This window comes from Vreelandella venusta, from assembly GCF_044809155.1.
GTDB classification, from domain to species: Bacteria; Pseudomonadota; Gammaproteobacteria; order Pseudomonadales; family Halomonadaceae; genus Vreelandella; species Vreelandella venusta_B.
The window spans coordinates 483034-505922 of sequence record NZ_CP085241.1; the positions used below are offsets into that span (position 1 = coordinate 483034).

Genomic DNA, 22889 nt, shown 5'->3' on the forward strand with positions numbered 1-22889 from the left:
GCGTTCGTCGTTGATTAAGGGCCAACCGGCTGCCCGTTGACTGCCACCTTTTAGAGAGATTCATTAATGCTGCCTGCTTCTGCCACACCGGTTGCTACCTACGCATCTCGCCGTGAGATTTTTGGCTGGGCGATGTTCGATTTTGCCAATCAGGCCTATACCTTACTGATCATCACCGTTGTGTTCGGTGAGCTATTTACGACCGTTATTGTGGGAGATCGAGGAGACGGTTTCCGACTTGCCAACTTTCTATGGAGCTTGGCGCTGGCTATTAGCTATTTGATGGTGGTCGTAACAGCCCCATTGTGTGGTGCGGTAATGGATTATCGTGCTGAAAAAAAGCGCTTTTTATTGATCAGTTATCTGGCCACGGTGGCCACGACCGCGATGCTCTACTTTGTGGAGCCAGGTTTTGTCGTGGTGGGATTACTGTTAATAGTGCTCTCTAACTATGCGTACTCAATGGGGGAGTCCTTTATTGCCGCTTTTTTGCCGGAACTGGGGCCGCCAAATGCACTGGGTAAAATTTCTGGTTTTGGCTGGGCGCTCGGCTACATCGGAGGGCTTTTCGCGGCGGGGTTTACGCTGGTTGTGCTCGGTGAGGCAACGGCGGATAATTTTGAGCGTATTCGTTGGGTGGGGCCTTTTGCCGCCGGTTTTTTCTTATTGGCGGCGATTCCTACGTTTTTATGGCTGAAGGAGCGGGGAACGCCGCAGCCCCGTGGTGTTGCCTACCGGCGCATTGCCCAGCAGCGCGTGTTGGCGACGTTTCATGAGCTTCGCTATTTCAAGGATTTGAGCATTTTTCTGGTGTCGCTGCTGTTTTCCATGGCGGGTGTCTACATCATTATCGCTTTTGCCTTTATCTATGGCGCCCAGGTCATCGGTTGGGATGAGAGCGTCCGCAATATTATGTTTATTATCGTGCAAATTACTGCGGCAGCGGGGGCGCTTGGGTTTGGATTTCTTCAAGATAAGCTAGGTGCAAAGCGCACGTATCAAATGACCTTGGCGCTCTGGGTAACGGCGATTGTCGCTATTTGGGGAACGCCCGAGTTAACCGAGTGGGCCAATAGCCGCTTTGGCTGGCAGTGGCAGGCGCAGCATGTGTTTTTAGTAGTGGGCTGTTTGGCGGGCCTAAGTTTGGGGTCCAGCCAGTCTGCGAGCCGCGCGCTTGTCGGGTTGTTTTCGCCGCTTGAGAAGTCAGCCGAGTTTTTTGGCTTCTGGGGGTTAGCCAACAAACTGGCCGGCGTATTGGGGATCGTCATGCTGGGTGTTTTACAAACGCTCATTGGCCTGCAAGCGTCTATTCTATTGTGTGTAGGGTTATTTATGATCGCCATGCTGATTTGCGCGGGCGTGAATGAGCGGCGTGGACGCGAAGCCGCGCTCGCATGGAAAAGCACATAGAAATGCGTAAAGCCTAAGGAGGCGCATGGCTCCATACACAGCGCAGCGTGGCGGTATCGTCATGATGCTGCTTTTCTGGGTGTTGCTTATTGGTGCGGGTACGTGGCTTGTTGACGGCGGTTTTGACAACATCATGACGCCCAATGCGCATATTATGAACACTGCCCTTGATGATGGCCCCGTCGTCCTAAAGCGAAGCCGCTCGGGGCACTTTGAAGCACCGGGCCAGATTAACGGTGAACCGGTGACGTTTCTGCTGGATACCGGCGCTACCTATGTTGCAGTACCCCGAGATTTAGCCGCCAGCCTAAGCTTAGAGCCAGGCCGCAGCGCTTGGTTTAATACCGCGAATGGACGGGTCGAAGGTAGCTTAACGATGCTAGAGGAAGTAACCCTAGGCGGCATACGTGCAAGCAACGTACAGGGGTCGATTAGCCCGGGGATGGAGCGTGACACGGTGTTGCTGGGAATGAGTTTTCTAAACCTGCTAGACATTGAAATACGGGGTGGTGAAATGGTGCTGAGGCTACCGTGACGGTGGATCAAACTTGTCAGCGACGATCGGGTATGATTAGCTGGAAAATCATGGATGCCAACATGCTAAGGAGTTGCTATGGGTATTGAAGTCGGTGGTTTATTAGGTCTTATTTGGCTCATTATTGTGATTTGGGCCATTGTTAAGGTCGCTAAAAGTTCGGCGGGCGGCCTGGCAAAACTGCTGTGGATTTTAGTTTTACTGTTCTTTCCACTGGTTGGGTTAATTGCCTGGTTTTTGCTTGGCCCCAAAGGGTAGCGAGATTGAGTGTTTGAGCATATAAGCATAAAAGAGGCAGGCTCATTAAAGCCTGCCTTTCTTTGTATTTTCTATATAAAACAATAGGTTATAAAGGGGCTATTCAGAAAGCTAATTGGGTTATGTATGGTTGCCGCTGGAGGGTGCCCGGTAATGACCGGGGATTTTTAATCGCTCTCCGTTGGGCAAGTCGCGCACTTGAGTAGGTACATAAACGCGCTTGATGACACTTTTGGCTTTGCCACTGTCCATCGCTCTCTCCTTCTGTCAAGTTGTCGACAGTTAGTCTGAATTCACATTAGCGCTTGACGATGGATTAATCAAGATGCTCTCAAAGGTTCAACAAGATAAGTAGGAAGAAGCAGGCGTTGGCGTGGTTTTGAGGTATCCTTGTGGCTATCACAACCTGCTTTTAGCAAAGGGAAGCGGGTGCTAATACAAACGACCTAAGCGGAGTGAAGAAAAAGGATGGCAGATCACTTGGAGCAGCAATTTCAAGCACTTGGGTCACAAGAGCCAGCGGTGCCGGACTATCCCGATCAAGACCACGTGCTCATTATTGAAGATGACCAGCGTTTGGCAGAACTGACGCGCGATTACCTGGAAGCTAACGGCTTTCAAGTCACGCTAGAATCCGACGGCGCTAAAGGTGTTGATCGTATTTTGACCCTACAGCCTGATCTCGTCATTCTCGATTTAATGTTGCCAGGAGAAGATGGGCTCGCTATTTGTCGGCGTGTAAGGCCTAATTTTGCTGGCCCTATCATGATGTTAACCGCCCGTACCGATGATTTAGATCAGGTGCTAGGGTTGGAGATGGGAGCAGATGATTATGTGCCCAAGCCGGTTCAGCCGCGTGTGCTGCTAGCGCGTATGCGGGCGCTGTTACGGCGCGCTGATGGACCTACCGCTGATGGCGAAATGCGCCTGAAGTTTGAGCATTTGGAAATCGATAATGCGACCCGTGAGGCGTGGTTATCCGGCGAGCGTATCGACCTCACCAGCGCTGAATTTGATCTTCTCTGGTTACTGGCCCGTAACGCTGGCCGGGTACTAACCCGAGAAGAGATCTTTAGCGACCTGCGTGGCATTAAATACGATGGCCAAGACCGTTCCATTGATGTACGTGTGTCGCGTATCCGGCCCAAAATTGGCGATGATCCTAATCAGCCTCACCGTATTAAAACGGTGCGCAGTAAGGGCTATCTATTTGTGAAAGACAGTTAACGAGAGAGGTTCGCCTTATGCGGCGAGTGCTCAGCCACGGCTCTTTTTTAAGGTTCTATGTACTGCTGGGGCTAGCATTATGCGTAGTATTCCTGATCGCGTTAGGCGGACGCTCGTTTATTGAGCAACTTCGCCGAGAGGATTATCGGGAGCAGCTCGCCGCCTTGCCCATGTCATTAATGACCCAGCAACTGGTCGATGTACCCGCAGACCAGCGTGAAGAGCGCCTTAACCGCTTTTCCGAAGCGTTAGGGATGCAGTTATCGTTACGCCCACTGCAAGAGGCGCCGCTGGGTTATTTTGAGCGAAGCCGCCTGGAGCGAGGCAGCGTGGTGGTGACTGAATCGCCTTGGCGGCTGCGTCAGCGGCTACCCGCCGGCAATGGCGCGGAGCACTGGATACTAGAAGCCTCCCTGGAGGCGTGGAGCGAGCGGCAGTGGCAGGGGAGTCTTGTACTGTTGGGTGAGTGGCTTGCCGATACACCCGCCAATGAGCGGGCATCTGCTCTGGCATCGCTGCGCGCGGGCAGTTGGCCACTCACGTTACTGTCTACGTTGCCTGATGACCTCACCGTTGATCAGCAGTTTCAGCTGACGCTTGGCGGCGTGCTTACGCGGCTTGCGACCGACCAACTGGCGATTACTTTACTCTATCAGCTTCCCGGTGAAAGCCAGTGGGTGCAGGCGGGGCCTATTTCACGCGGTGATACGCTGCCCGTGAACCTGCATTTGCCCCTGCTCGTGGGCTTGATGGTGATTCTTAGCCTAATTATTTACTTGATTATGCGCAGTATTGAAGCTCGCATGGCGCGACTGGAGCTAGCGGCCACGCGGATTGCCAGCGGGCGTTTAGAAACCCGCGTGAAGGTAGAGAGCGGTGACTTTTTAGGCCGTGTCGGTATGGCGTTTAACGGTATGGCGAATCAAGTGCAAACCTTATTGCGTGGGCAGCAGGAGATGATTCGCGCCGTTTCCCATGAGCTGCGTACCCCCGTCGCGCGTATTCGTTTTGCGGTGCAAATGGTCGAAGATATGACCGACCAGCCTGCGATTCGGCGCCAGCTTCAGGGAATTGATGCCGACATCTCAGAGCTTGATGAACTTGTCGATGAGATTCTCACCTATGCGCGCTTGGGCGGAGAAACCATTAATGGCGCTGAGTTGGAGATGGCGCTGGTTGAGTGTCGCGCCATGGCTGAGCGCGTCATTGATACGCTCTCGCCGCTGCATAAAGGGCTAAGCTTCACGCTAGCGCCTGGTGCTGATATTGAGCTGTATGCTGAACCCCGTTACCTGCAAAGAGCGTTACAAAACCTGGTGGGCAACGCGTGCCGCTACGGTAAATCCCAGGTGGTGATTCGCCTGTGCGATGAACCGAATCTTGTGCGTATTGACGTCGAAGATGACGGTCCAGGTATTCCCGTAGAAGCGCGTAGCGATATTTTCAAACCTTTCTCACGCCTAGATGATAGCCGTGCCCGAAGCTCCGGAGGCTATGGGCTAGGGCTCTCCATTGTTCAAAAAATAATGGCCGGGCACGGGGGGAGCGTCACTGTCGATACCAGCCCGACGCTCGGAGGCGCACGGTTTACGCTGCTGATTCCTCGTCGCGACTTGCCGGCTTAATACCGGTTAGCACGGCAAAGGAGGTTTCTCGCGCGGTACGTAAAAAGTCCTGCATCCAGGGGGCCTCAAGGGTATCTTCACGGATCGCGGCGTAGAGCGTGCTCCAAATACCGTTTTCGCCTAACTTCACGGCGCATACGTAATCACGCTCTAGGTACTCGGTCAGCGCCCAGTTTGGTAGCGCACAGACTCCCCGTCCGCTGGCTACCAACTGCATCATCATGATGGTTAGCTCCGCTGTGCGAATCTCTTTTGGCCATACATTGGCGGGTGACAAAAACTGGCTAAACACATCGAGCCGCGCATGTTCCACCGGGTAGGTGATCAGCGTCTCCTCGGCGAGCGCTTGGGGTTCGATAAACGCCTGCCCCGCAAACGCATGCTGCCGGGCAACGGCTAGCAGCCCCTCGTAGCGAAAGAGTGGCGCATAGTGAATGCCCTCTAGCGGCTGGGGGTCGGCGGTAATTACTAAGTCCAACTGCTCGCGGGCGAGGGCGGGTAGCGGGTCGAAGTGGTGGCCGCTGGGAATATCAATCTCCACTTCTGGCCAGTGATCGCGAAAATAATCCACCGTGGGCATCAGCCACTGAAAACAGCTGTGGCACTCAATGGCCATGTGTAGCCTTCCCTGCTCGGTGCCCGCTAAGCGGGCCAGGTCTCGCTCGGCCTTACGCACCGCGGGCAAAATCTCATCCGCTAGCGTCAGTAGGCGCAGCCCTGCCCGGGTAAATTCAACGGGACGAGTTTTGCGTGCGAATAACGGGCTATCAACGCGACTTTCCAAATCTTTCAGCTGGTGAGACAAAGCGGACTGAGTAAGGTGTACGCGTTCGGCAGCCTCCACCAGGGAGCCTGTTTCCCGCAGGGCAAGCAGCGTGCGCAAGTGGCGTAATTCGATCATTGTGATTTTATTTCATGTTGGGTATTAGAAACTTTAGTTTGATTCACCTTTTGAGGGTGGTCAGACTGTGTGAAATCATTCACGTTGGAAGGATTCATCATGACAGTTTCTCATATTCTCGGCTATCCCCGCATTGGCGCTCAGCGCGAACTTAAAAAAGTCACCGAAGCCTATTGGAAGGGTGAGGTAACCCGTGAAGAGTTAGAGGCAGCCGGACAGGCGCTGCGTTTACAGCACTGGCAAACGCAGCAAGATGCTGGCCTGGATTTTGTGAGCGTGGGTGATTTCGCTTTTTATGACCAAGTGCTTAATGTTTCAGTCATGCTGGGCGCCGTGCCAGGACGCTTTGGTGCTCAGCAAGAAATTTCTGCGGGTGATATAGCGCTAGACACCGCGTTTCGCATGGCCCGGGGCCGTGCGCCTAGCGGCGAGCCGGCTGCCGCCTGCGAAATGACTAAATATTTTGATACCAATTACCACTACCTGGTGCCGGAGCTACACGAAGGACAGTCGTTTACGCTGGCCTCTCAGCGTCTCTTTAACGAAGTCGACGAAGCGCTCCAGGCAGGCTTTACGCCCAAGGTAACGCTCACAGGCCCGCTAACCTGGCTGTGGCTGGGTAAAACCAAGGGCAGCGATTTTGACCGTTTGACCCTGCTGGATAGCGTTCTGGATGTGTATGGTGCCATTCTTTCCCGTTTGGCAACCCAAGGTATTGAGTGGGTGCAGCTGGATGAGCCCGCGCTGGTACAAGATTTGCCCCTTGCCTGGCAGCAAGCCTTTGAGCGTGCTTATCACCGCCTGCAGTCGGCACAGGTGAAGGTACTGGTCGCCACCTACTTCGGCGCGCTGGGCGACAACCTCTCGTTAGCCACCCGCTTGCCTGTGGCAGGGCTGCATATTGATGCGGTGCGCGCGCCCCAACAGGTGGAAAGCGTGATTGACCGGTTAAGCCCCCACCAGGTGCTTTCCATTGGCTTTGTGGATGGACGCAATATCTGGCGCGCGGATTTAGCTGCGCTGCGTGAGCGCTTACTGCCCCTGAAAGTACGTCTTGGGCAGCGTTTATGGCTAGCGCCCAGCTGCTCACTGCTCCATGTGCCGGTAGATCTTAACCAGGAAGCTGACCTGGATAGCGATTTGGTGAGCTGGCTGGCCTTTGCCCGTCAAAAATTGGATGAGGTCGTCACGCTGGCACGCCTCGTCGACAATCGTGCCACCGCCGTAGACGAGCAGCGGGTGAGCGAAGCAACACGGGCCTTAGATGCTCGTCGGGAGTCCTCGCGTATTCACCAACCGGCGGTCAGCCAGCGTTTAGCGGCCACTACCGATCAAGATAGTCAGCGCCGTTCGCCGTACGCACAGCGCGCTGTGGCTCAGCGCCGGTCGCTTGCACTGCCGCTATTTCCCACCACCACGATAGGCTCTTTTCCACAAACCGATGAGATCCGTGCCGCGCGACGGGCGTTTAAAGCAGGTGAGCTTAGCCAAGCCGACTACGAAGCGCGTATGCGTGAAGAGATCGCCTACGCCGTTGAGCGGCAGGAAGCGTTAGGGCTGGATGTGCCGGTGCATGGCGAAGCCGAGCGTAACGATATGGTGGAGTATTTTGGCGAGCAGTTAGACGGTTTTGCCTTTACTCGCTTTGGCTGGGTACAAAGCTACGGCACCCGCTGTGTTAAACCACCGATTATCTTTGGTGACGTCACGCGGCCAGCGCCGATGACTGTCCGCTGGAGCGAGTTCGCTCAGACCCTGACTCAAAAGCTGATGAAAGGCATGCTCACCGGGCCTGTGACAATTCTACAGTGGTCATTTGTGCGTGATGACCAGCCCCGAGCCACCACCTGTCGCCAGATTGCCTTGGCGCTGCGCGATGAGGTCGTGGATTTGGAAAAAGCAGGTATTCAGGTGATTCAGATTGACGAACCCGCGCTGCGTGAAGGGTTACCGCTGCGCCAGCACGAATGGCAGGGGTACCTGGATTGGGCGGTCGAAAGTTTTCAGCTCAGCGCTGCGGGCGTCGCCGATAGCACACAGATTCACACCCACATGTGCTATTCGGAGTTTAACGACATTATCGGCGCGATTGCGGCCCTCGACGCCGATGTGATCACCATTGAAACCTCTCGCTCAGATATGCAGTTATTGAATGCGTTTCAGGACTTCGCGTATCCAAACGAAATTGGGCCGGGGGTTTATGATATCCACACCCCGAACATTCCAGATGTGAGCTGGATGGTTGATTTAATGGAGAAAGCGTTGGAAAAGATTCCCGCCGAACGGCTGTGGGTGAACCCCGACTGCGGTTTAAAAACCCGCGGCTGGGCAGAAGTGGAGCCTGCGCTAGCGAATATGGTGGAAGCGGCTAAGATACTTCGCGAGCGCTACGCGTAAAGCGGCCCTCTGTAAAGGGTTGCCCTGCTGCATCCAGCAGCAGGGCTTATGCAGCGCTAGCTTTTTGAGGCGTAGGCGTATAACAGCGTTTCCTGGGCGCTAATCGCATCGCTGTTACCAGGGTCCTGAAGTTGATAGCTGCCATCGCTTTGCAGCAGCCAGCTTTGGCAGTTATCCACTAGGTAAGTCTCTAGATCTTTACGCACCCGGTTAGCGAGTTTCTTATCCAACAGCGGGAAGCAGGTTTCCACCCGGTGGAACATATTACGCGACATAAAGTCAGCGCTTGAGCACCAGATTTCCGATTTTCCGTCGTTGTGGAAGTGGAACACGCGGGTATGTTCCAAAAAACGCCCGATAATAGAACGCACGCGGATATTCTCTGAGACACCTTCAATGCCGGGTTTAAGGCAGCACATCCCACGAATAATCAGATCGCACTCAACGCCTGCCTGGGAGGCGCGGTACAGCGCTTTAATCAGCTTAGGTTCTGTCAGTGAATTGCATTTGATGATGATATGCCCGCGTTTGCCCTTGCGGGCTAACTGGGCTTCACGGTCAATCATCTCGACCAAGCGTTCGTGTAGCGTAAACGGCGCGTGCAGCAGGGTATCGATTTTGCGCGCGCGGCCCATGCCGGAAAGCTGCTGAAAGACTTTGTGCACGTCGGCGCATAGCGCTGTGTTCGAAGTGAGCAGGCTGTAGTCGGTATACAGTTTGGCGGTTTTAGCGTGGTAGTTACCTGTTCCCAAGTGGGCGTAGTAGCGTAGCTCGTTTTTTTCCCTGCGTACGATATGCAGCATTTTGGCGTGGGTTTTATAGGCCATGATGCCGTAAATCACAATGGCCCCTGCTTCCTGTAGCCTTGCCGCTAGCTGTAGATTGTCAGCCTCATCAAAGCGCGCCCTTAGCTCTATAACGACCGTTACTTCCTTGCCGTGGCTCGCGGCGTCTACCAAGGCATTGACGATAGAGGAGTCAGCACCGGTGCGGTAAAGCGTCTGCTTGATGGCCAGTACATCTGGGTCGCGGGCAGCCTCGCGTAGCAAGTCTTCAATCGGTGAAAAAGCTTGAAATGGGTGGTGCAGCAAAATATCGCTTTTAGCGATCGCGTTAAACAGGCTGCCGCCTTTGAGCGCCTTTGGCACGCTGGGGGTAAAGGGCCGATACAGCAGTTCCGGACGATCTACATCGCCTAGCACCGCCATCATGCGGGTTAAATTGACAGGCCCTTGCACCCGGTAAAGGTCGCTGGGTTCTAGCTCAAACTGACGCAGCAAAAAACTGGTTAGATCATCGGGGCAGTTATCGGCTACTTCTAAACGAACACCGTTACCGTAACGTCTGGCCAGCAGCTCACCGCGCAGCGCCGAGGCAAGGTCAGAGACCTCTTCCGGGTCAACGGTCATATCCGCATTGCGCGTCAGCCGGAACTGGTAGCAGCCGCGCACACGCATGCCGGGGAAGAGCTCCTCAGCGTGGGCGTGTATCATGGAGGATAAAAACACATACTCTGAAAAGCCCTCTTCACTGAGCTCTTTAGGTAGCGCCATGAGTCGAGGCAGTGAGCGTGGGGCGGGCAGGATGGCCATGCCCCCCGCGCGACCAAAGGCGTCTTTGCCCTCTAGCTCTACGATAAAGTTAAGGCTTTTATTTACTAAGCGGGGAAAGGGGTGAGAGGGGTCTAAGCCGATAGGGCTAATTACCGGCATAATTTCACGCTCGAAAAATTCGCGAACCCACTCCTTTTGAGCAGCGGTCCACTGATCTCGGCGGCGAAAACGTAGCCCCTGAGCTTCCAACGCTGGCAGCAGCGTATTGTTTAAGATGTGGTACTGGCGCTCGATTTGCTGATGGGCCGTCTCGGAGATTTCAGCGAGCACGGCCTTGGGCAAGCGGCCGTCAGCAGCGGTGGTGTCGTCACCCAGTGCTAGCTGATGCTTTAGACCGGCCACGCGAATTTCAAAAAACTCATCCATATTGGATGAGAAAATCAGCAAAAACATCAGGCGGTTAAGAATGGGGTGCGCATCATCTAACGCTTGCTCTAACACCCGAATATTAAACTGTAGGTGGGAGAGTTCGCGGTTGAAGTAGAGTTGTGGATCGTCCAGGTTCGCTTCTGAAAAGGCCTCGCGTGCCTGCACGCCGGTAAGCGTTCGGTTGATGCGTAGTGGCAAATTCTCCCCTTCGCCACTGTACGAATCGCTTAGCGTTAATGGCGTTGCGTCTGAAGATTGATTGTCCATGGCTGCCCCGCATCAATGACCTGTTTTAAGCATAGCGTGATAATGCTGATAAGCGGCAGTATGCAGAAAGAAGATGACAAACAAGTGTCACCTGTTTGTCATCTTGGCAGCGTAAAAACGACGCGGTAGGGGCTAACGCTGAAGCAGTCGGGCTGCTTCAAGGGCGAAGTAAGTTAAAATGCCGTCGGCGCCAGCACGCTTAAAGCACATCAGCGATTCAAGTATCACGGGGTCGGCCTCTAGCCAGCCGTTATCGAAGGCGGCGCGATGCATCGCGTACTCGCCGCTTACCTGATAAGCAAACGTGGGGACTTGCAGTTCACTTTTGACACGACGTACCACATCTAGGTAAGGCATGCCGGGTTTGACCATTACCATGTCAGCGCCCTCGGCAATATCCATGGCAACCTCGTGGAGCGCCTCATCGCTGTTAGCGGGGTCCATCTGGTACGTACGCTTATCCGCTTTGCCCAGGTTAGCAGCAGAGCCAACGGCATCACGGAAGGGGCCGTAATAGTGCGAGGCATACTTGGCGCTGTAGGCCATAATGCGCACATTATGCAGGTGTTCCTGCTCTAGCACTTGGCGGATGGCGCCAATACGGCCATCCATCATATCGGAAGGCGCTACAACGTCGGCACCGGCTTCAGCATGGGAGAGTGCCTGCTTGAGCAGTGTGTCTACCGTGCGGTCATTCTGCACGTAGCCCTGTTCATCAATGATGCCGTCCTGGCCGTGGATAGTGTAAGGGTCGAGCGCAACATCGGTAATAATACCTAGTTCTGGTAGCGCCTCTTTGAGGGCGCGCACGCAGCGCTGTACGAGACCGTTTGCGTTGTAGGCTTCTTCCGCCAGTTCGCTCTTCTGCTCTTTGCCCACGACGGGGAAGAGAGCAAGCGCTGGGATGCCGAGTGCGTGAGCTTCGCGGGCCTGCTCAATGAGCAGGTCGATGGATAAACGCTCAACGCCAGGCATCGAGGCCACCGCTTCACGCTGGTTGTCACCCTCCAGCACGAACACCGGCAGAATAAGATCGGCAGGCGTTAACGTTGTCTCCTGCATGAGTCGGCGAGAGAAGTCGTCACGACGCATGCGGCGCATACGGGTGGCGGGGAAGTGACGGGGACTTGGTGTGCTCAAAGGAGTTCTCCGCAAAACGCTTAATCGGGGTGCCCGTAGGCTTACCGTGAGTATATCAGCCATCACCTGCGGCGAAAGCCGCCTTGTGGCTGTTAGGCGGACTGACTAAAGTGAAATGTTTGCTAAGTCGCTACGCAAGTGGTGAAAATAACGGCGACCATAAGGAGATAGGTATGACCAAACAGGTAGCAATCGTATTAGCAGGCTGCGGCGTTTTTGATGGTTCAGAAATTTATGAAACCACGCTAACCCTGCTGCGCCTGGATCAGTTAGGCATTGGTTACCGCTGTTTTGCACCGGATGTAGAGCAGCATCATGTGATTAACCATATCACCCAGTCACCTGCTGAAGGAGAGCAGCGCAACGTACTGCAAGAATCGGCTCGTTTAGCCCGTGGCGAGATCAGTCCGATCACCGAACTAAACGCCGACGAGTTTGACGCGGTCATTGTGCCCGGTGGCTTTGGCGTTGCCAAGAACCTGTCTGACTTCGCTACACAAGGCGATAACATGCAGGTGCTAGAGAGCCTCAAAGACGCATTGGCGGGCTTCAAGCAGGAAGCAAAACCCATTGGCCTGATGTGTATTGCACCGGTGATGGTGCCCCGCCTGTTAGGTGATGGCATTGCAGTCACCATTGGCAATGAGCCTAGCGTGTCGGGTGCGATCAGCGCGATGGGCGGGTTACATCGTAGCTGTAGTGTTGAGGACATTGTCGTGGACTTAGAGCATCGCGTTGTGACAACACCTGCTTATATGCTTGCCACACGGATTAGCGAGGCCGCCACGGGTATCTTTAAATTGGTGGATCGTATTGATGAAATGATGGGCTAAACGAACGCTCTCTTCGGTTGGGTAAGTAGAGCAAAAAGCCCCTGCTATCTAAGGTGGCAGGGGCTTTTTAGTGAGCGCTTATTAGGACGTAATCGCTATTCGTTCTCTTCATCGGCTGCTTCGTTGCTGCGCTTGCGCACTAAGCGGCCAAACAGCAGCCCCACTTCATAGAGCAGGTACATAGGAATGGCGAGAAGGCTCTGGGAGATAATGTCAGGGGGAGTTAAGAGCATGCCCACAACAAAACAGCCCAACACAATATAGGGACGTTTTTGTGAGAGTTTTTCAACGGTGGTAGCCCCTGAAAGAATCAGCAAGAAGGTGGCGATGGGAATTTCAAACGCGACACCGAATGCAAAAAACAGCTTCAGCACAAAGTTAAGGTACTGATTAATATCGGTCATTACCGCGACGTTTTCCGGGCCTGTTTGGGTGAAGAACTCAAACAGCAGCGGAAACACCACGTAGTAGGCAAACGCCGCACCCGCATAAAAAAGCGCAACGCTAGACACCAAGATAGGAATCGCCAGCGCTTTCTCATTGTCGTACAGTCCCGGTGCCACAAACGCCCATGCTTGGTGGAGCACAAAGGGGATCGCGATAAACACCGCCACCACTAAGGTCAGCTTAAAGGGGGCGAGGAAAGGAGACGCTACCTCGGTGGCAATCATTTGTGACCCTTCAGGTAACAGGGCCATTAATGGATCAGCGACAAAGCTATAAATGTCGTTAGCAAAAGCATAAAGGCCGAGGAAGATCACCAGAATAACGACCACGGCTTTCATGAGACGCGTTCGTAGCTCTATCAGGTGCTCAATAAGCGGGGCTTGGCTTTGCTCGTTTCGCGGCTCCTGTGAATCGCCAGACATGCTCATTGGGGATTGCTATCCTTTTTAAGATCGGCCTTTGTACCATTAGTCTGTTTGACGTCGGCGTTTTCAGCGACCGTGCCAGCGTTTGAATCAGCGGTATTAGCATCTTCGCGTACCGTTTGCAGGGCGTCGTCTAACCGGGCACTGGCGCTGGCTGCTCGCTGTTGGGTTTCATGCTGCGCGGCGGACGTTGAGGTACTTGCCGACGGTGCGTCAGCAATACTCTCAACGTCCTGCTTAGCTTTCTTTAAGCTGTCATCAAGCTTTTTCTGCTGTTCGTTTAACTTTTGGCGCAGCTCCTCTGCTTCCAGCTGAGCGCTAATTTCACGCTGCATACCGGATACCGTGCGCTTGATCTTGCCAATCCACATGCCCGCAGTTCGCGCTGCTTTGGGCAAGCGCTCAGGGCCAAGAACCAGCAGCGCGACGATGCCAATAAGCATGAGTTCAAGGAAGCCGATATCCAGCATGGGTTATTTGCGCTCTTGGTGGCTGTCGGCAGGGCGGCTCTCTTCCTCGTGTGCCGAACGCTTCTCTTCGGCCTGCACATCGTAGGTATTGCCAGCCTCTTCATGGCTTACTTTTGCCTGGGGCTGGTCTGCGTCTTTTTTATCGCCGTCTTTCTCTTCTTCGTGCATCGCTTTTTTGAAGCCTTTGACTGCACCGCCTAGGTCGGTGCCCACATTACGCAGCTTTTTGGTGCCGAAAATCAGGATGATAATGCCCAGAACAATCAGCAGCTGCCAAATACTGATACCACCTAACATATGCATTTCCTCATCGGTGCAGGTTAACGTTGTGTGCGAGACGCTTTTTCATCGTGACCAGAAATACCCAACCGCTGTGCCAGCTCATCGAGTACGCACTGGTGATCCAGGTCGAGGTGCGACAGCATCACCAGGCTATGAAACCACAGGTCGGCGGTTTCAGCGATCAACGCTTGACGCGCTTGAGCGTCGCCGTGTTCGGCGTCCTTTGCTGCGAGCAGCGTTTCGGTCGCTTCTTCGCCGACTTTCTCGAGTATCTTGTTCAAACCCTTATGATGCAAGGAGGCAACATAAGAATCTTCTGCTGACGCGTGGCGGCGCTGCTTCAATACCTCGGCTAATGCATCCAGGACAGGCGTTGGGTTAGCGGTTGTACTCATGGTGTTCCTTTGTTGATAGGCAGAGCGTTTAAGTGTTGCGCAGGCTTTCGGGGGTTACTGCCATAACAGCAGCAGTAGCCCAAGGCCAGCCGCCGCTAATACGGGCCACTCTTGGGTGGCCGCCCAGCTGCTGAGCGGCTGCCACGCCAGCGCTATGGCCACCAAAATTAAACCTAGCCGTAGCCGGTATTGGCGTTTCCCTTGGCGCGTCAGCTGGCTGCGCATGTTGCTTAGCGCGCTGACCTGTTGATGGCGCTGGCGGTGCTCATGCTCCATGCGGCTGAGCGCTTGGTGGGCCAATACCGGTAGCTCTGGCAACTGATGGGAAAGCTCGGGCGCTTGTCGCTTCAGTGATTCCCAAAGACCACTTATTCCAGCGCGCTCTTTCATCCACTGCTCAAGGTAGGGCTTTGCGGTGCTCCATAAATCCAGGTCTGGATAGAGCTGGCGGCCCAGGCCCTCGATGTTAAGCAGCGTTTTCTGCAGTAGCACCAGCTGGGGTTGTACTTCCATATTAAAACGCCGTGCGGTTTGAAACAGCCCCAACAGCACCTGCCCAAACGAGATGTCTTTGAGCGGTTTCTCAAGAATTGGCTCGCAAACGGTACGAATGGCGGCGGCAAACTCATTGGCGCGGGTATTTTCGCCTACCCACCCGGACTCAATGTGCAGTGCCGCCACTTCGTAGTAATCCTGGTGGAAAAACGCCAGAAGGTTGCGTGCCAAGTAGTCTTGGTCTTCCCGGGTTAAGCTACCCACAATGCCGCAGTCGATGGCAATATACTGCGGGTCTTCAGGGTTATCGCAGTTAACAAAAATATTGCCGGGGTGCATATCGGCATGGAAAAAATTATCGCGGAATACCTGGGTGAAAAATAGCTCTACCCCGCGTTCGGCAAGCTTTTTCAGGTTAGTGCCCCGGGCTATCAGGGTGTCGAGGTCCGCGACCGGCACGCCGCGGATTCGCTCTTGCACCATGACATGACGACGGGTAAAGGGCCAATAAATGGTCGGCACAAACAGCAGCGGTGAGTCTTTAAAATTGCGCTTTAGCTGTGAGGTGTTGGCCGCTTCTTTATAAAGATCAAGCTCATCAAACAGCGTGGCTTCATAGTCGCGGATGACTTCCACCGGGCGCAGGCGCTTGGCTTCGGGCACTTTAGCGAACAGCCTAGCGACTTGATACATCAGCGCCATATCCTGGCGCATAATTCGATCAATGCCGGGGCGGATGATTTTCACCACGACGTCTTCGCCGGTATGTAGCGTTGCAGCGTGCACTTGAGCAATCGATGCGGAGGCCAGCGGCGCTCGATCAAATGCCGCAAACGCTTCGGTTAGCGACATGTCTAGCGCTTTTTCCACCCTTGCCGCCGCTTTTTCGCCGGGGAAGGGGGGCACTTGGTCTTGAAGCCGCTTCAATTCATCGGCAATGTCCTCAGGCAGCAGGTCGCGCCGTGTGGAGAGCATTTGGCCAAACTTGATAAAAATAGGCCCAAGCGCTTCCAGCGCCAGCCGTAATCGCTCGCCGCGAGAGCGACTCCCTATCGGAACTAAGCGCAGCGGGGAAAACCACATTAGCGTGCGTAGCCATAGCGGCAGTCGTTCAACGGGGATCAAGGTGTCCAGACGGTGGCGGGTCACCACCCAAGCAATTTTGAACAGCCGCAGGCTCATGGGCGCTGCTCCTCGGTATTCACAGGCGCGTCTGTTGGCGGCGCTAGCTGATGCAGGCGGCGTTGCAAACGGTTTAGGCGCGCTTCAAGGCGGTCGGTGGCCACCTCAAGTTCCGTTAAGTGGTCACGCAATACGTTGCGCTGCTGACGGCCTGGGAGCAGGCGAGCTTCTTCAAACACGTACTCTGAAACGTCTTGAAGCAGCTCGTCTTTGGCCCGAAGCCCCCAGCGGGCAGCACGGCGTATGCCCTCTGCCAGCGAGTGTGCCGGTAGGTCGCCCAGCCAACCGGCCAGCTCGCCTTCCCAGTCGATATCCAGGTCAAAGAGCAGGTCGCGGGTGGCTTCTAACAGGTAGATGCGGCCTCGTACGGCTAGTTTGCCGTCAAACATCAGCCGCTCAATTGAAGCACCGCTAAGCCACTCGGAGAGGGTTTCAGGGGTAAGCTCCACCACGGCATCGACGCCAGTCTCTTCCACCTCATCGCCATACTGCAGGTCAATGCCTGCGGAGTGGTAGCACAGCAGCAGCGCTAAATGAGGCTTCTCTAGCCGTACCAGCAAGCGGCTACCCGCTAGCTGGGCAAGCCGATGAGGTGCCGCCGGGTCGCGGGCGAGCAGGGCGTTCAACGTGCGTTCACATCCGGCCAGCAGTAGGGTCGGGGTTACCAGCATGCTGACCTCTTGTTCAGTAACGTCATGGTTTACAGTGACTTCATAGTTTGATGCCACGGTGAAGGGCGACAATACCACCGGTGAGGTTGGTATATTCAACCCGTTCAAGGCCTGCGGCTTCCATCATCCCTTTCAGGGTTTCCTGGTCTGGATGCATGCGGATTGACTCCGCTAGATAGCGGTAGCTTTCGCCGTCACCCGCCACTAGCTCGCCCATTTTGGGCAGCAGACGGAAGGAGTACTCGTCGTAGGCTTTGGAAAGCAGTGGGTTGCTGGGCTTGGAAAACTCAAGCACCAACAGCCTGCCGCCGGGTTTCAGTACCCGCGCCATGGAGCGCAGCGCAGCGTCTTTATCGGTGACGTTACGCAGGCCAAAGGCAATGGTAATGCAGTCGAAGCTGTTGTCAGGAAACGGCAGGCACTCGGCGTTTGCCTGAACGTACTCAACGTTACCGCCAACGCCGTTATCCATCAGCTTGTCGCGGCCTACTTTTAGCATGGATGCGTTGATATCCGCGAGCACGACTTTGCCGCTAGGGCCAACTAAGCGTGAAAACTTAAGCGTTAAATCGCCGGTGCCGCCAGCAATATCCAAGACCTGGTGGCCAGGGCGAACGCCTGCGCGCTCAATGGTCAGCCGCTTCCAAACGCGGTGAATGCCCATGGACATCAGGTCATTCATCACATCGTAACGAGCGGCAACCGAGTGGAACACGTCGGCCACGCGAGAGGCTTTCTCGTCAACGGGGACTTCTTGGTAGCCAAAGTGGGTCGTGCGTTTATCCGTGGGGCTCATGGGGCGGTAGCTCCCGATTTCGAGGCGGTAATAATCGACCGAGTGGTCGTCGCATTAAAAAGATTGGCGATATTGTAGCCTTCTCTGCCCCAATTTGTCTGCGCTTCACCTGGGGCGCAGCGTCACAGCTGTTTAAATTGGATACTGGCTGGCTCGCGGGAGGCGCCTGCTTCCTCTAATCGCTGGAGGTAGTTTTGCCAATAGGCATCCTGATGCTGGGCAAGATCAAACAGGTAATTCCAGCTGTAAAGGCCGCTATCATGACCGTCGTCAAAGTGTAGCTTCAGCGCATAATTACCCGCTTGGGTAATGTTTTGTAGGCCGACATCTTTTTTGCCAACTTGAAGCACCGCCGTGTCGCCGCCGTGGCCGCGTACTTCTGCCGAGGGTGAGTAGACCCGTAAAAATTCGACCGGGAGGCGGTAGCTTTCACCGTTAGCATAACCAAGCTCCAGCTCGCGGGCCTGCTTATGGTAGTGCACTCGTGTGGGCGTTGGAGCGTTCATGAATACGAAGACCTCGTGACGATAAGTAGCAAAAACAGCCTGCCCGCGGAAACGCGAGCAAGCTGCCGGTGGCTTTACCGATAGTAGCGCTTACAGAATATAGCGCGACAGGTCTTCGTCGACCGCCAGTTCGCCTAGCTGGGCATTGACGTAATCAGCATCGATGACCAAGGGGCTATCCATATCGCCGCCTTTAAACGAGGCTTCTTCCAGTAAGCGTTCCAGTACGGTGTGCAGGCGGCGGGCGCCAATGTTTTCGGTGCCTTCGTTGACCTGCCAAGAGATCTCGGCAATGCGTTCAATGCCGTCTGGCGTGAACTCGATATCCAGTCCTTCCGTCGCCAGTAGCGCTTGATACTGCTTGGTCAGCGAGGCGGATGGCTCGGTGAGAATCCGCTGGAAGTCGCCCGGCGTTAGCGCGTCTAGCTCAACGCGAATCGGTAGGCGGCCCTGCAGCTCAGGGATCAAATCTGATGGGCGCGACAGGTGGAAAGCACCGGAGGCGATAAACAGAATGTGATCGGTTTTCACCATGCCGTACTTGGTAGAGACGGTAGAGCCTTCGATTAGCGGCAGCAGGTCGCGCTGAACGCCTTCCCGGGAGACTTCGCCGCCGCTGGACTGGCCGCTGCCCTTGGCGACTTTGTCGATCTCATCCAGGAACACAATGCCGTGCTGTTCAACGGCTTCAACGGCGCGGGCTTTAATCTCTTCTTCGTTGACCAGCTTGCTGGCTTCTTCGTCGCGCAGCAGTACCAGCGCTTCTTTCACCGTCACACGGCGCTGCTCGCGTTTTTGCTGGCCCATATTGGAGAACAGGCTCTGCAGCTGGTTGGTCATCTCTTCCATGCCCGGCGGGGTCATGATGTCGATGCCCTGGCCCTGGGAGGAGACCTCAATGTCGATCTCTTTATCGTCAAGCTGGCCTTCACGCAGCTTTTTGCGGAAGGTTTGACGAGTGCCGCTATCTTCGCGAGGTTTATCTTCCTGACCGCGGGGCGGCGGCAGCAGCGCATCGAGCACGCGATCTTCGGCGGCGTCTTCGGCGCGATGGCCGACTTCTTCTTTAGCGTACTCGCGCACCATTTTAATGGCGGCTTCCATTAGGTCGCGAATAATCGACTCAACGTCGCGGCCCACGTAGCCCACCTCGGTGAACTTGGTGGCTTCTACTTTGATGAACGGCGCGCGCGCCAGCTTGGCCAAGCGGCGGGCAATCTCGGTTTTACCCACGCCGGTGGGGCCAATCATCAATATGTTTTTGGGCGTCACTTCAGGGCGCAGATCGTCATCGAGCTGCATGCGACGCCAGCGATTGCGCAGCGCGATGGCGACGGCGCGTTTAGCGTCTTGCTGACCAATAATGTATTGATCCAGGGCGTGAACAATTTCGCGGGGTGTCATCTGGGTCATAAAGTTGGCCTCAACGGTCGTTGATGTTCAGCTCTTCAAGCGTCACGTGATGATTGGTAAATACGCAGATGTCACCGGCGATTTGCAGAGATTTCTCGGTAATTTCGCGGGCGGAAAGCTCGGTGTTTTCGAGCAGCGCGCGGGCGCTGGCCTGAGCGTAGTTGCCGCCAGAGCCAATGGCGATAATGCCGCGCTCAGGTTCGACGACATCGCCGTTGCCGGTAATGATCAGCGAGGCGCTGTGGTCGGCGACGGCTAACAGCGCTTCTAAGCGGCGAAGGGCGCGGTCGGTGCGCCAATCTTTGGCAAGCTCAACGGCGGCTTTGGTGAGGTGGCCTTGGTACTTTTCTAACTGTGCTTCAAAACGCTCAAACAGCGTAAACGCATCAGCGGTGCCACCGGCAAAACCTGCCAGTACTTTGCCACGGTAAAGGCGGCGTACTTTGCTGGCATTGCCTTTCATAACGGTATTGCCCAGCGAAACCTGGCCGTCGCCAGCGAGAGCAACGTGGTTACCGCGGCGTACGGAAACAATCGTGGTCATGGAGATAACTCCTTGGGGGGAGGCGTGCTCCCGATGACTGATGGGCCGACTACAGCGGCCGCACAAAAAGCGATTCCCAACAAAATGCGGGCGGCAGATAAAAAATCAACCGCCCGCTTGATAAAGCCGTTAGATAAAGCGTGTTTGGGTCGTTTTGAGGCGCCGCGACCGCTAGTTTTGCAGTTGAATCAGCAGCGGCTCAATACCTTGAGTGCTCATCAAATCCTGAGCGCGGTTTAGTTCCCGGGTATCTTCATAGGGGCCGACTTGGACGCGGTGCCAGGTGTCGCCCCCGGCCTGCACTTCGCTGATTTGCGCCAGCAGGCTCAAGTTACGCAGGCGGCCGCGCAGCTGCTCAGCATCGCTAAGTTCACGGAACGATGCCGCCTGGAGCATGTAGCGGTTGGTCGCGCTGGCGGGCGCCTGCTGAACAGCCGCCGCTTGGTCGCTGGGGCGCGTATTTGCCGCGATGACCTGTGCGATGGGGTCGTCACTGGCGCCGCTGTCCGTGGCGCTGTCAGCAGGCTGCTCGCTAACGTCTGGTCGCGTCACCGTAGAGGGCAGCGTGACGCCGGGTGCAATGACCTCGGTTTCAGGCAGCAGTGTATAAAACTCAAAGGTAGGCATTGAGGGTTCCGCCGCGCTCTCTGTTTGGCGGGCGGCACTGCGCTCTTCGCTTCCCGGCGGCTTGGGCAGCACGGTCGCTTGGGGCGTGGTGGTGCTCGGCTCTTGCCAGGGGGCGGTGCCGTGTTGATGCTGCGCGAGGAAAAAACCGACGGCCACCCCCGCTAGCCCCCATAGCCAGCCGGGAACGCGCCACCCGCCGCCACGACGGGCAGGCTTGCGTTGCGTAGTAGCGCCACGGCGAGTAGGCTTTTTGCGTGGGCTGGCCATTGTTTACATCTCCTCTGGGGCGCTAACCCCCATGAGATCAAGCCCGTTCCGAAGCACTTGCCGCGTGGCGAGGCCAAGCGCTAAGCGCGTGTTGCGCAGGGTGTCGTCATCCACCATTACTTTGACGGCGTTATAGCAAGTGTGGAAGTCACCGGCTAAATCCAGCAGGTATTGGGCAACCTGCTGAGGTTCGCGATTCTTGGCCGCTATCTCGACAACTTCCGGGTAACGGGCAAGACGGTTAAGCACCGCTTTCTCTTGGTCGCTATCCAGTAGCGCCAAGTTGGCCATGGCGAGACCGTGATCAAAAGGCTGGCCTGCATCCTCGGCTTTGCGCAGCATGCTGCATACACGGGCATGGGCGTACTGGATGTAGTACACCGGGTTGTCGTTTGACTGGGAGCGGGCCAGATCAATATCAAAGGTCAGCTGTGAATCTGCCCGGCGCGCTGCCAAAAAGAACCGCGTCGCATCGCGGCCTACTTCATCAATTAGGTCGCGTACAGTGACGTAGCTACCGGCGCGTTTGGAGAGTTTTACCTCAACGCCTGAGCGGGTCACCATCACCATTTGGTGCAGCACGTAGTCGGGCCAGCCTTTGGGAATGCCGACTTCCAGGGCCTGTAGGCCAGCGCGTACACGGGTCACGGTGGAGTGGTGGTCCGCGCCTTGCTCGTTAATCACGGTTTTAAAGCCGCGCTGCCATTTGTTTAGGTGATAAGCCACATCGGGCAGGAAGTAGGTATACCCCCCTTCGCGTTTGCGCATGACGCGGTCTTTGTCATCGCCGAAGTCGGTGGTGCGCAGCCATAGGGCGCCATCTTCTTCATAGGTGTGGCCGTTGGCGACCAGTTTCTCGACGGTGGCATCCACTTTGCCATCTTCATAAAGCGATGATTCTAAGAAGTAGATGTCAAACTCAACGCCAAAGGCTTTGAGGTCTAGATCTTGCTCCCGACGCAGCCAGGCAACGGCGAAGGCTTGGATGGCGTCCAGGTCGTTGGCATCGCCTTTAGCGGTAACTTCACGGTCGTCAGCGGTGACGGTTTTACCGGCCATGTAGTCGTTGGCCACATCGGTAATGTACTCGCCACGATAGCCATCTTCCGGCCAGCTGGCATCATCAGGCCCCAGTCCTTTCGCGCGCGCCTGTACGGAAAGCGCTAGGTTTTTGATTTGGGCGCCCGCGTCGTTGTAGTAAAACTCGCGGGTCACGTCGTAGCCAGTGGCTTCTAATAGGCGGCACAGACAGTCGCCAATGGCCGCCCCCCGGCCGTGGCCCACATGCAGCGGGCCGGTAGGGTTGGCAGACACAAACTCCACCTGCACTTTTTCGCCTTTGCCAATCAGGCTGCGGCCAAAGGCGTCGCCGCTATCCAGCGCCTGGGCGACGATTTGAGCAGCGGCGTCGGCAGCGGCGAAAAAGTTGATAAACCCAGGGCCTGCAATCTCGGTTTTCTGAATCGCGTCGCTGGCGGGCAGGGCTGCCACCAGGGTGTCAGCCAGATCGCGGGGCTTCATGCCTGCGGGTTTGGCCAGCATGAGCGCCAAATTAGTGGCGTAGTCGCCGTGGGCTTTATCTTTGGTGGGGTCCACTTTGATCGCGGGCGTTAACTCATTGGGCAGCACGCCTTGGTGCTTAAGCGCGTCTACCGCGCCTTCGAGCAGAGAAATAATCGTATCTTTCATGTAAATATCCGGGTGTCGTCGATCGCGGCGTGTGCATGCGCGCAGTTATGCGGCGTCAAGGCGGCCATTATCGGCAATTGGCGCGCAGTTTCAAAGCCGTATTGC

General features: G+C 55.6%; 23 protein-coding genes. 7 read left to right on the plus strand and 16 right to left on the minus strand.

Annotation, left to right across the window (positions count from 1 at the left end):
• The first annotated feature begins 66 nt into the window (after positions 1-66).
• The 3 genes from LG301_RS02400 to LG301_RS02410 all read left to right on the plus strand — a co-directional run bounded on the left by LG301_RS02400 (position 67) and on the right by LG301_RS02410 (position 2203).
• On the plus strand, positions 67-1410 hold the full coding sequence (locus LG301_RS02400) for an MFS transporter (protein ID WP_404473102.1): 1344 nt from the start codon (positions 67-69) through the stop codon (positions 1408-1410).
• 25 nt (positions 1411-1435) lie between these two features.
• Positions 1436-1945 carry a TIGR02281 family clan AA aspartic protease gene (locus LG301_RS02405; RefSeq protein WP_404473104.1) on the plus strand — a complete coding sequence of 170 codons (510 nt, stop codon included), beginning with the start codon at positions 1436-1438 and terminating at the stop codon, positions 1943-1945.
• Between the two features lie 78 nt (positions 1946-2023).
• Positions 2024-2203 (plus strand): PLDc N-terminal domain-containing protein, encoded by a 180-nt coding sequence (locus tag LG301_RS02410; protein ID WP_263066176.1) that lies wholly within the window; start codon positions 2024-2026, stop codon positions 2201-2203.
• A 120-nt stretch (positions 2204-2323) separates the two neighbouring features.
• Here LG301_RS02410 and LG301_RS02415 read toward each other — a convergent pair whose 3' ends face one another.
• On the minus strand, positions 2324-2455 hold the full coding sequence (locus LG301_RS02415) for a hypothetical protein (RefSeq protein ID WP_404473106.1): 132 nt from the start codon (positions 2453-2455) through the stop codon (positions 2324-2326).
• A gap of 216 nt (positions 2456-2671) precedes the next feature.
• Here LG301_RS02415 and LG301_RS02420 point away from each other — a divergent pair, with 216 nt between their 5' ends.
• Positions 2672-3430 carry a winged helix-turn-helix domain-containing protein gene (locus tag LG301_RS02420; RefSeq protein ID WP_263066173.1) on the plus strand — a complete coding sequence of 253 codons (759 nt, stop codon included), beginning with the start codon at positions 2672-2674 and terminating at the stop codon, positions 3428-3430.
• 17 nt (positions 3431-3447) lie between these two features.
• Entirely contained in the window at positions 3448-5055 is a 1608-nt protein-coding gene (locus tag LG301_RS02425; RefSeq protein WP_404473108.1) for an ATP-binding protein, read from the plus strand.
• Here LG301_RS02425 and LG301_RS02430 read toward each other — a convergent pair.
• The gene (locus LG301_RS02430) at positions 5018-5956 is read right to left on the minus strand and encodes a LysR family transcriptional regulator (RefSeq protein ID WP_404473110.1); all 939 of its coding nucleotides are present in this window, start codon (positions 5954-5956) and stop codon (positions 5018-5020) included. The genes LG301_RS02425 and LG301_RS02430 overlap by 38 nt on opposite strands.
• Before the next feature lie 99 nt (positions 5957-6055).
• Here LG301_RS02430 and metE point away from each other — a divergent pair, with 99 nt between their 5' ends.
• A complete protein-coding gene (gene metE, locus LG301_RS02435; RefSeq protein WP_404473112.1) occupies positions 6056-8353 on the plus strand; it encodes a 5-methyltetrahydropteroyltriglutamate--homocysteine S-methyltransferase in 2298 nt (765 codons plus the stop codon).
• A gap of 56 nt (positions 8354-8409) precedes the next feature.
• Here the strand turns inward: metE and ppk1 are convergent, their stop codons facing one another.
• Both ppk1 and hemB read right to left on the minus strand, forming a co-directional pair.
• The gene (gene ppk1, locus LG301_RS02440; RefSeq protein ID WP_404473114.1) at positions 8410-10602 is read right to left on the minus strand and encodes a polyphosphate kinase 1; all 2193 of its coding nucleotides are present in this window, start codon (positions 10600-10602) and stop codon (positions 8410-8412) included.
• Positions 10603-10734: 132 nt separating this feature from the next.
• Positions 10735-11742, minus strand: a complete 1008-nt coding sequence (gene hemB / locus LG301_RS02445; RefSeq protein WP_404473116.1) for a porphobilinogen synthase — start codon at positions 11740-11742, stop codon at positions 10735-10737.
• 173 nt (positions 11743-11915) lie between these two features.
• Here hemB and elbB point away from each other — a divergent pair, with 173 nt between their 5' ends.
• Positions 11916-12575 carry an isoprenoid biosynthesis glyoxalase ElbB gene (gene elbB / locus LG301_RS02450; RefSeq protein ID WP_404473118.1) on the plus strand — a complete coding sequence of 220 codons (660 nt, stop codon included), beginning with the start codon at positions 11916-11918 and terminating at the stop codon, positions 12573-12575.
• Between the two features lie 95 nt (positions 12576-12670).
• On the opposite strand, the gene tatC is transcribed toward elbB, so the two are convergent.
• The 12 genes from tatC to argS all read right to left on the minus strand — a co-directional run bounded on the left by tatC (position 12671) and on the right by argS (position 22784).
• Positions 12671-13450, minus strand: coding sequence for a twin-arginine translocase subunit TatC (tatC, locus tag LG301_RS02455; RefSeq protein WP_404473120.1), 780 nt, complete (start codon positions 13448-13450; stop codon positions 12671-12673).
• Positions 13447-13917, minus strand: a complete 471-nt coding sequence (gene tatB / locus LG301_RS02460; RefSeq protein WP_404473122.1) for a Sec-independent protein translocase protein TatB — start codon at positions 13915-13917, stop codon at positions 13447-13449. The genes tatC and tatB overlap by 4 nt, the downstream gene beginning before the upstream one ends.
• 3 nt (positions 13918-13920) lie before the next feature.
• The gene (gene tatA / locus LG301_RS02465) at positions 13921-14214 is read right to left on the minus strand and encodes a Sec-independent protein translocase subunit TatA (protein ID WP_263066158.1); all 294 of its coding nucleotides are present in this window, start codon (positions 14212-14214) and stop codon (positions 13921-13923) included.
• 23 nt (positions 14215-14237) lie between these two features.
• Positions 14238-14594 (minus strand): phosphoribosyl-ATP diphosphatase, encoded by a 357-nt coding sequence (locus LG301_RS02470; protein ID WP_404473125.1) that lies wholly within the window; start codon positions 14592-14594, stop codon positions 14238-14240.
• Positions 14595-14648: 54 nt separating this feature from the next.
• On the minus strand, positions 14649-16271 hold the full coding sequence (ubiB, locus tag LG301_RS02475) for a ubiquinone biosynthesis regulatory protein kinase UbiB (protein ID WP_404473127.1): 1623 nt from the start codon (positions 16269-16271) through the stop codon (positions 14649-14651).
• On the minus strand, positions 16268-16942 hold the full coding sequence (locus tag LG301_RS02480) for an SCP2 domain-containing protein (RefSeq protein WP_404473129.1): 675 nt from the start codon (positions 16940-16942) through the stop codon (positions 16268-16270). The genes ubiB and LG301_RS02480 overlap by 4 nt, the downstream gene beginning before the upstream one ends.
• A gap of 40 nt (positions 16943-16982) precedes the next feature.
• Complete coding sequence (ubiE, locus tag LG301_RS02485; RefSeq protein WP_263066153.1) at positions 16983-17738, minus strand: bifunctional demethylmenaquinone methyltransferase/2-methoxy-6-polyprenyl-1,4-benzoquinol methylase UbiE; 756 nt, start codon at positions 17736-17738, stop codon at positions 16983-16985.
• A gap of 122 nt (positions 17739-17860) precedes the next feature.
• Complete coding sequence (locus tag LG301_RS02490; protein ID WP_281443945.1) at positions 17861-18244, minus strand: DUF971 domain-containing protein; 384 nt, start codon at positions 18242-18244, stop codon at positions 17861-17863.
• Between the two features lie 90 nt (positions 18245-18334).
• Entirely contained in the window at positions 18335-19657 is a 1323-nt protein-coding gene (hslU, locus tag LG301_RS02495) for an ATP-dependent protease ATPase subunit HslU (protein ID WP_404473132.1), read from the minus strand.
• Positions 19658-19667: 10 nt separating this feature from the next.
• Entirely contained in the window at positions 19668-20201 is a 534-nt protein-coding gene (gene hslV / locus LG301_RS02500) for an ATP-dependent protease subunit HslV (protein ID WP_263066149.1), read from the minus strand.
• 171 nt (positions 20202-20372) lie between these two features.
• Positions 20373-21095 (minus strand): SPOR domain-containing protein, encoded by a 723-nt coding sequence (locus tag LG301_RS02505; RefSeq protein WP_404473134.1) that lies wholly within the window; start codon positions 21093-21095, stop codon positions 20373-20375.
• Positions 21096-21098: 3 nt separating this feature from the next.
• On the minus strand, positions 21099-22784 hold the full coding sequence (argS, locus tag LG301_RS02510) for an arginine--tRNA ligase (protein ID WP_404473136.1): 1686 nt from the start codon (positions 22782-22784) through the stop codon (positions 21099-21101).
• Between the last annotated feature and the right edge of the window lie 105 nt (positions 22785-22889).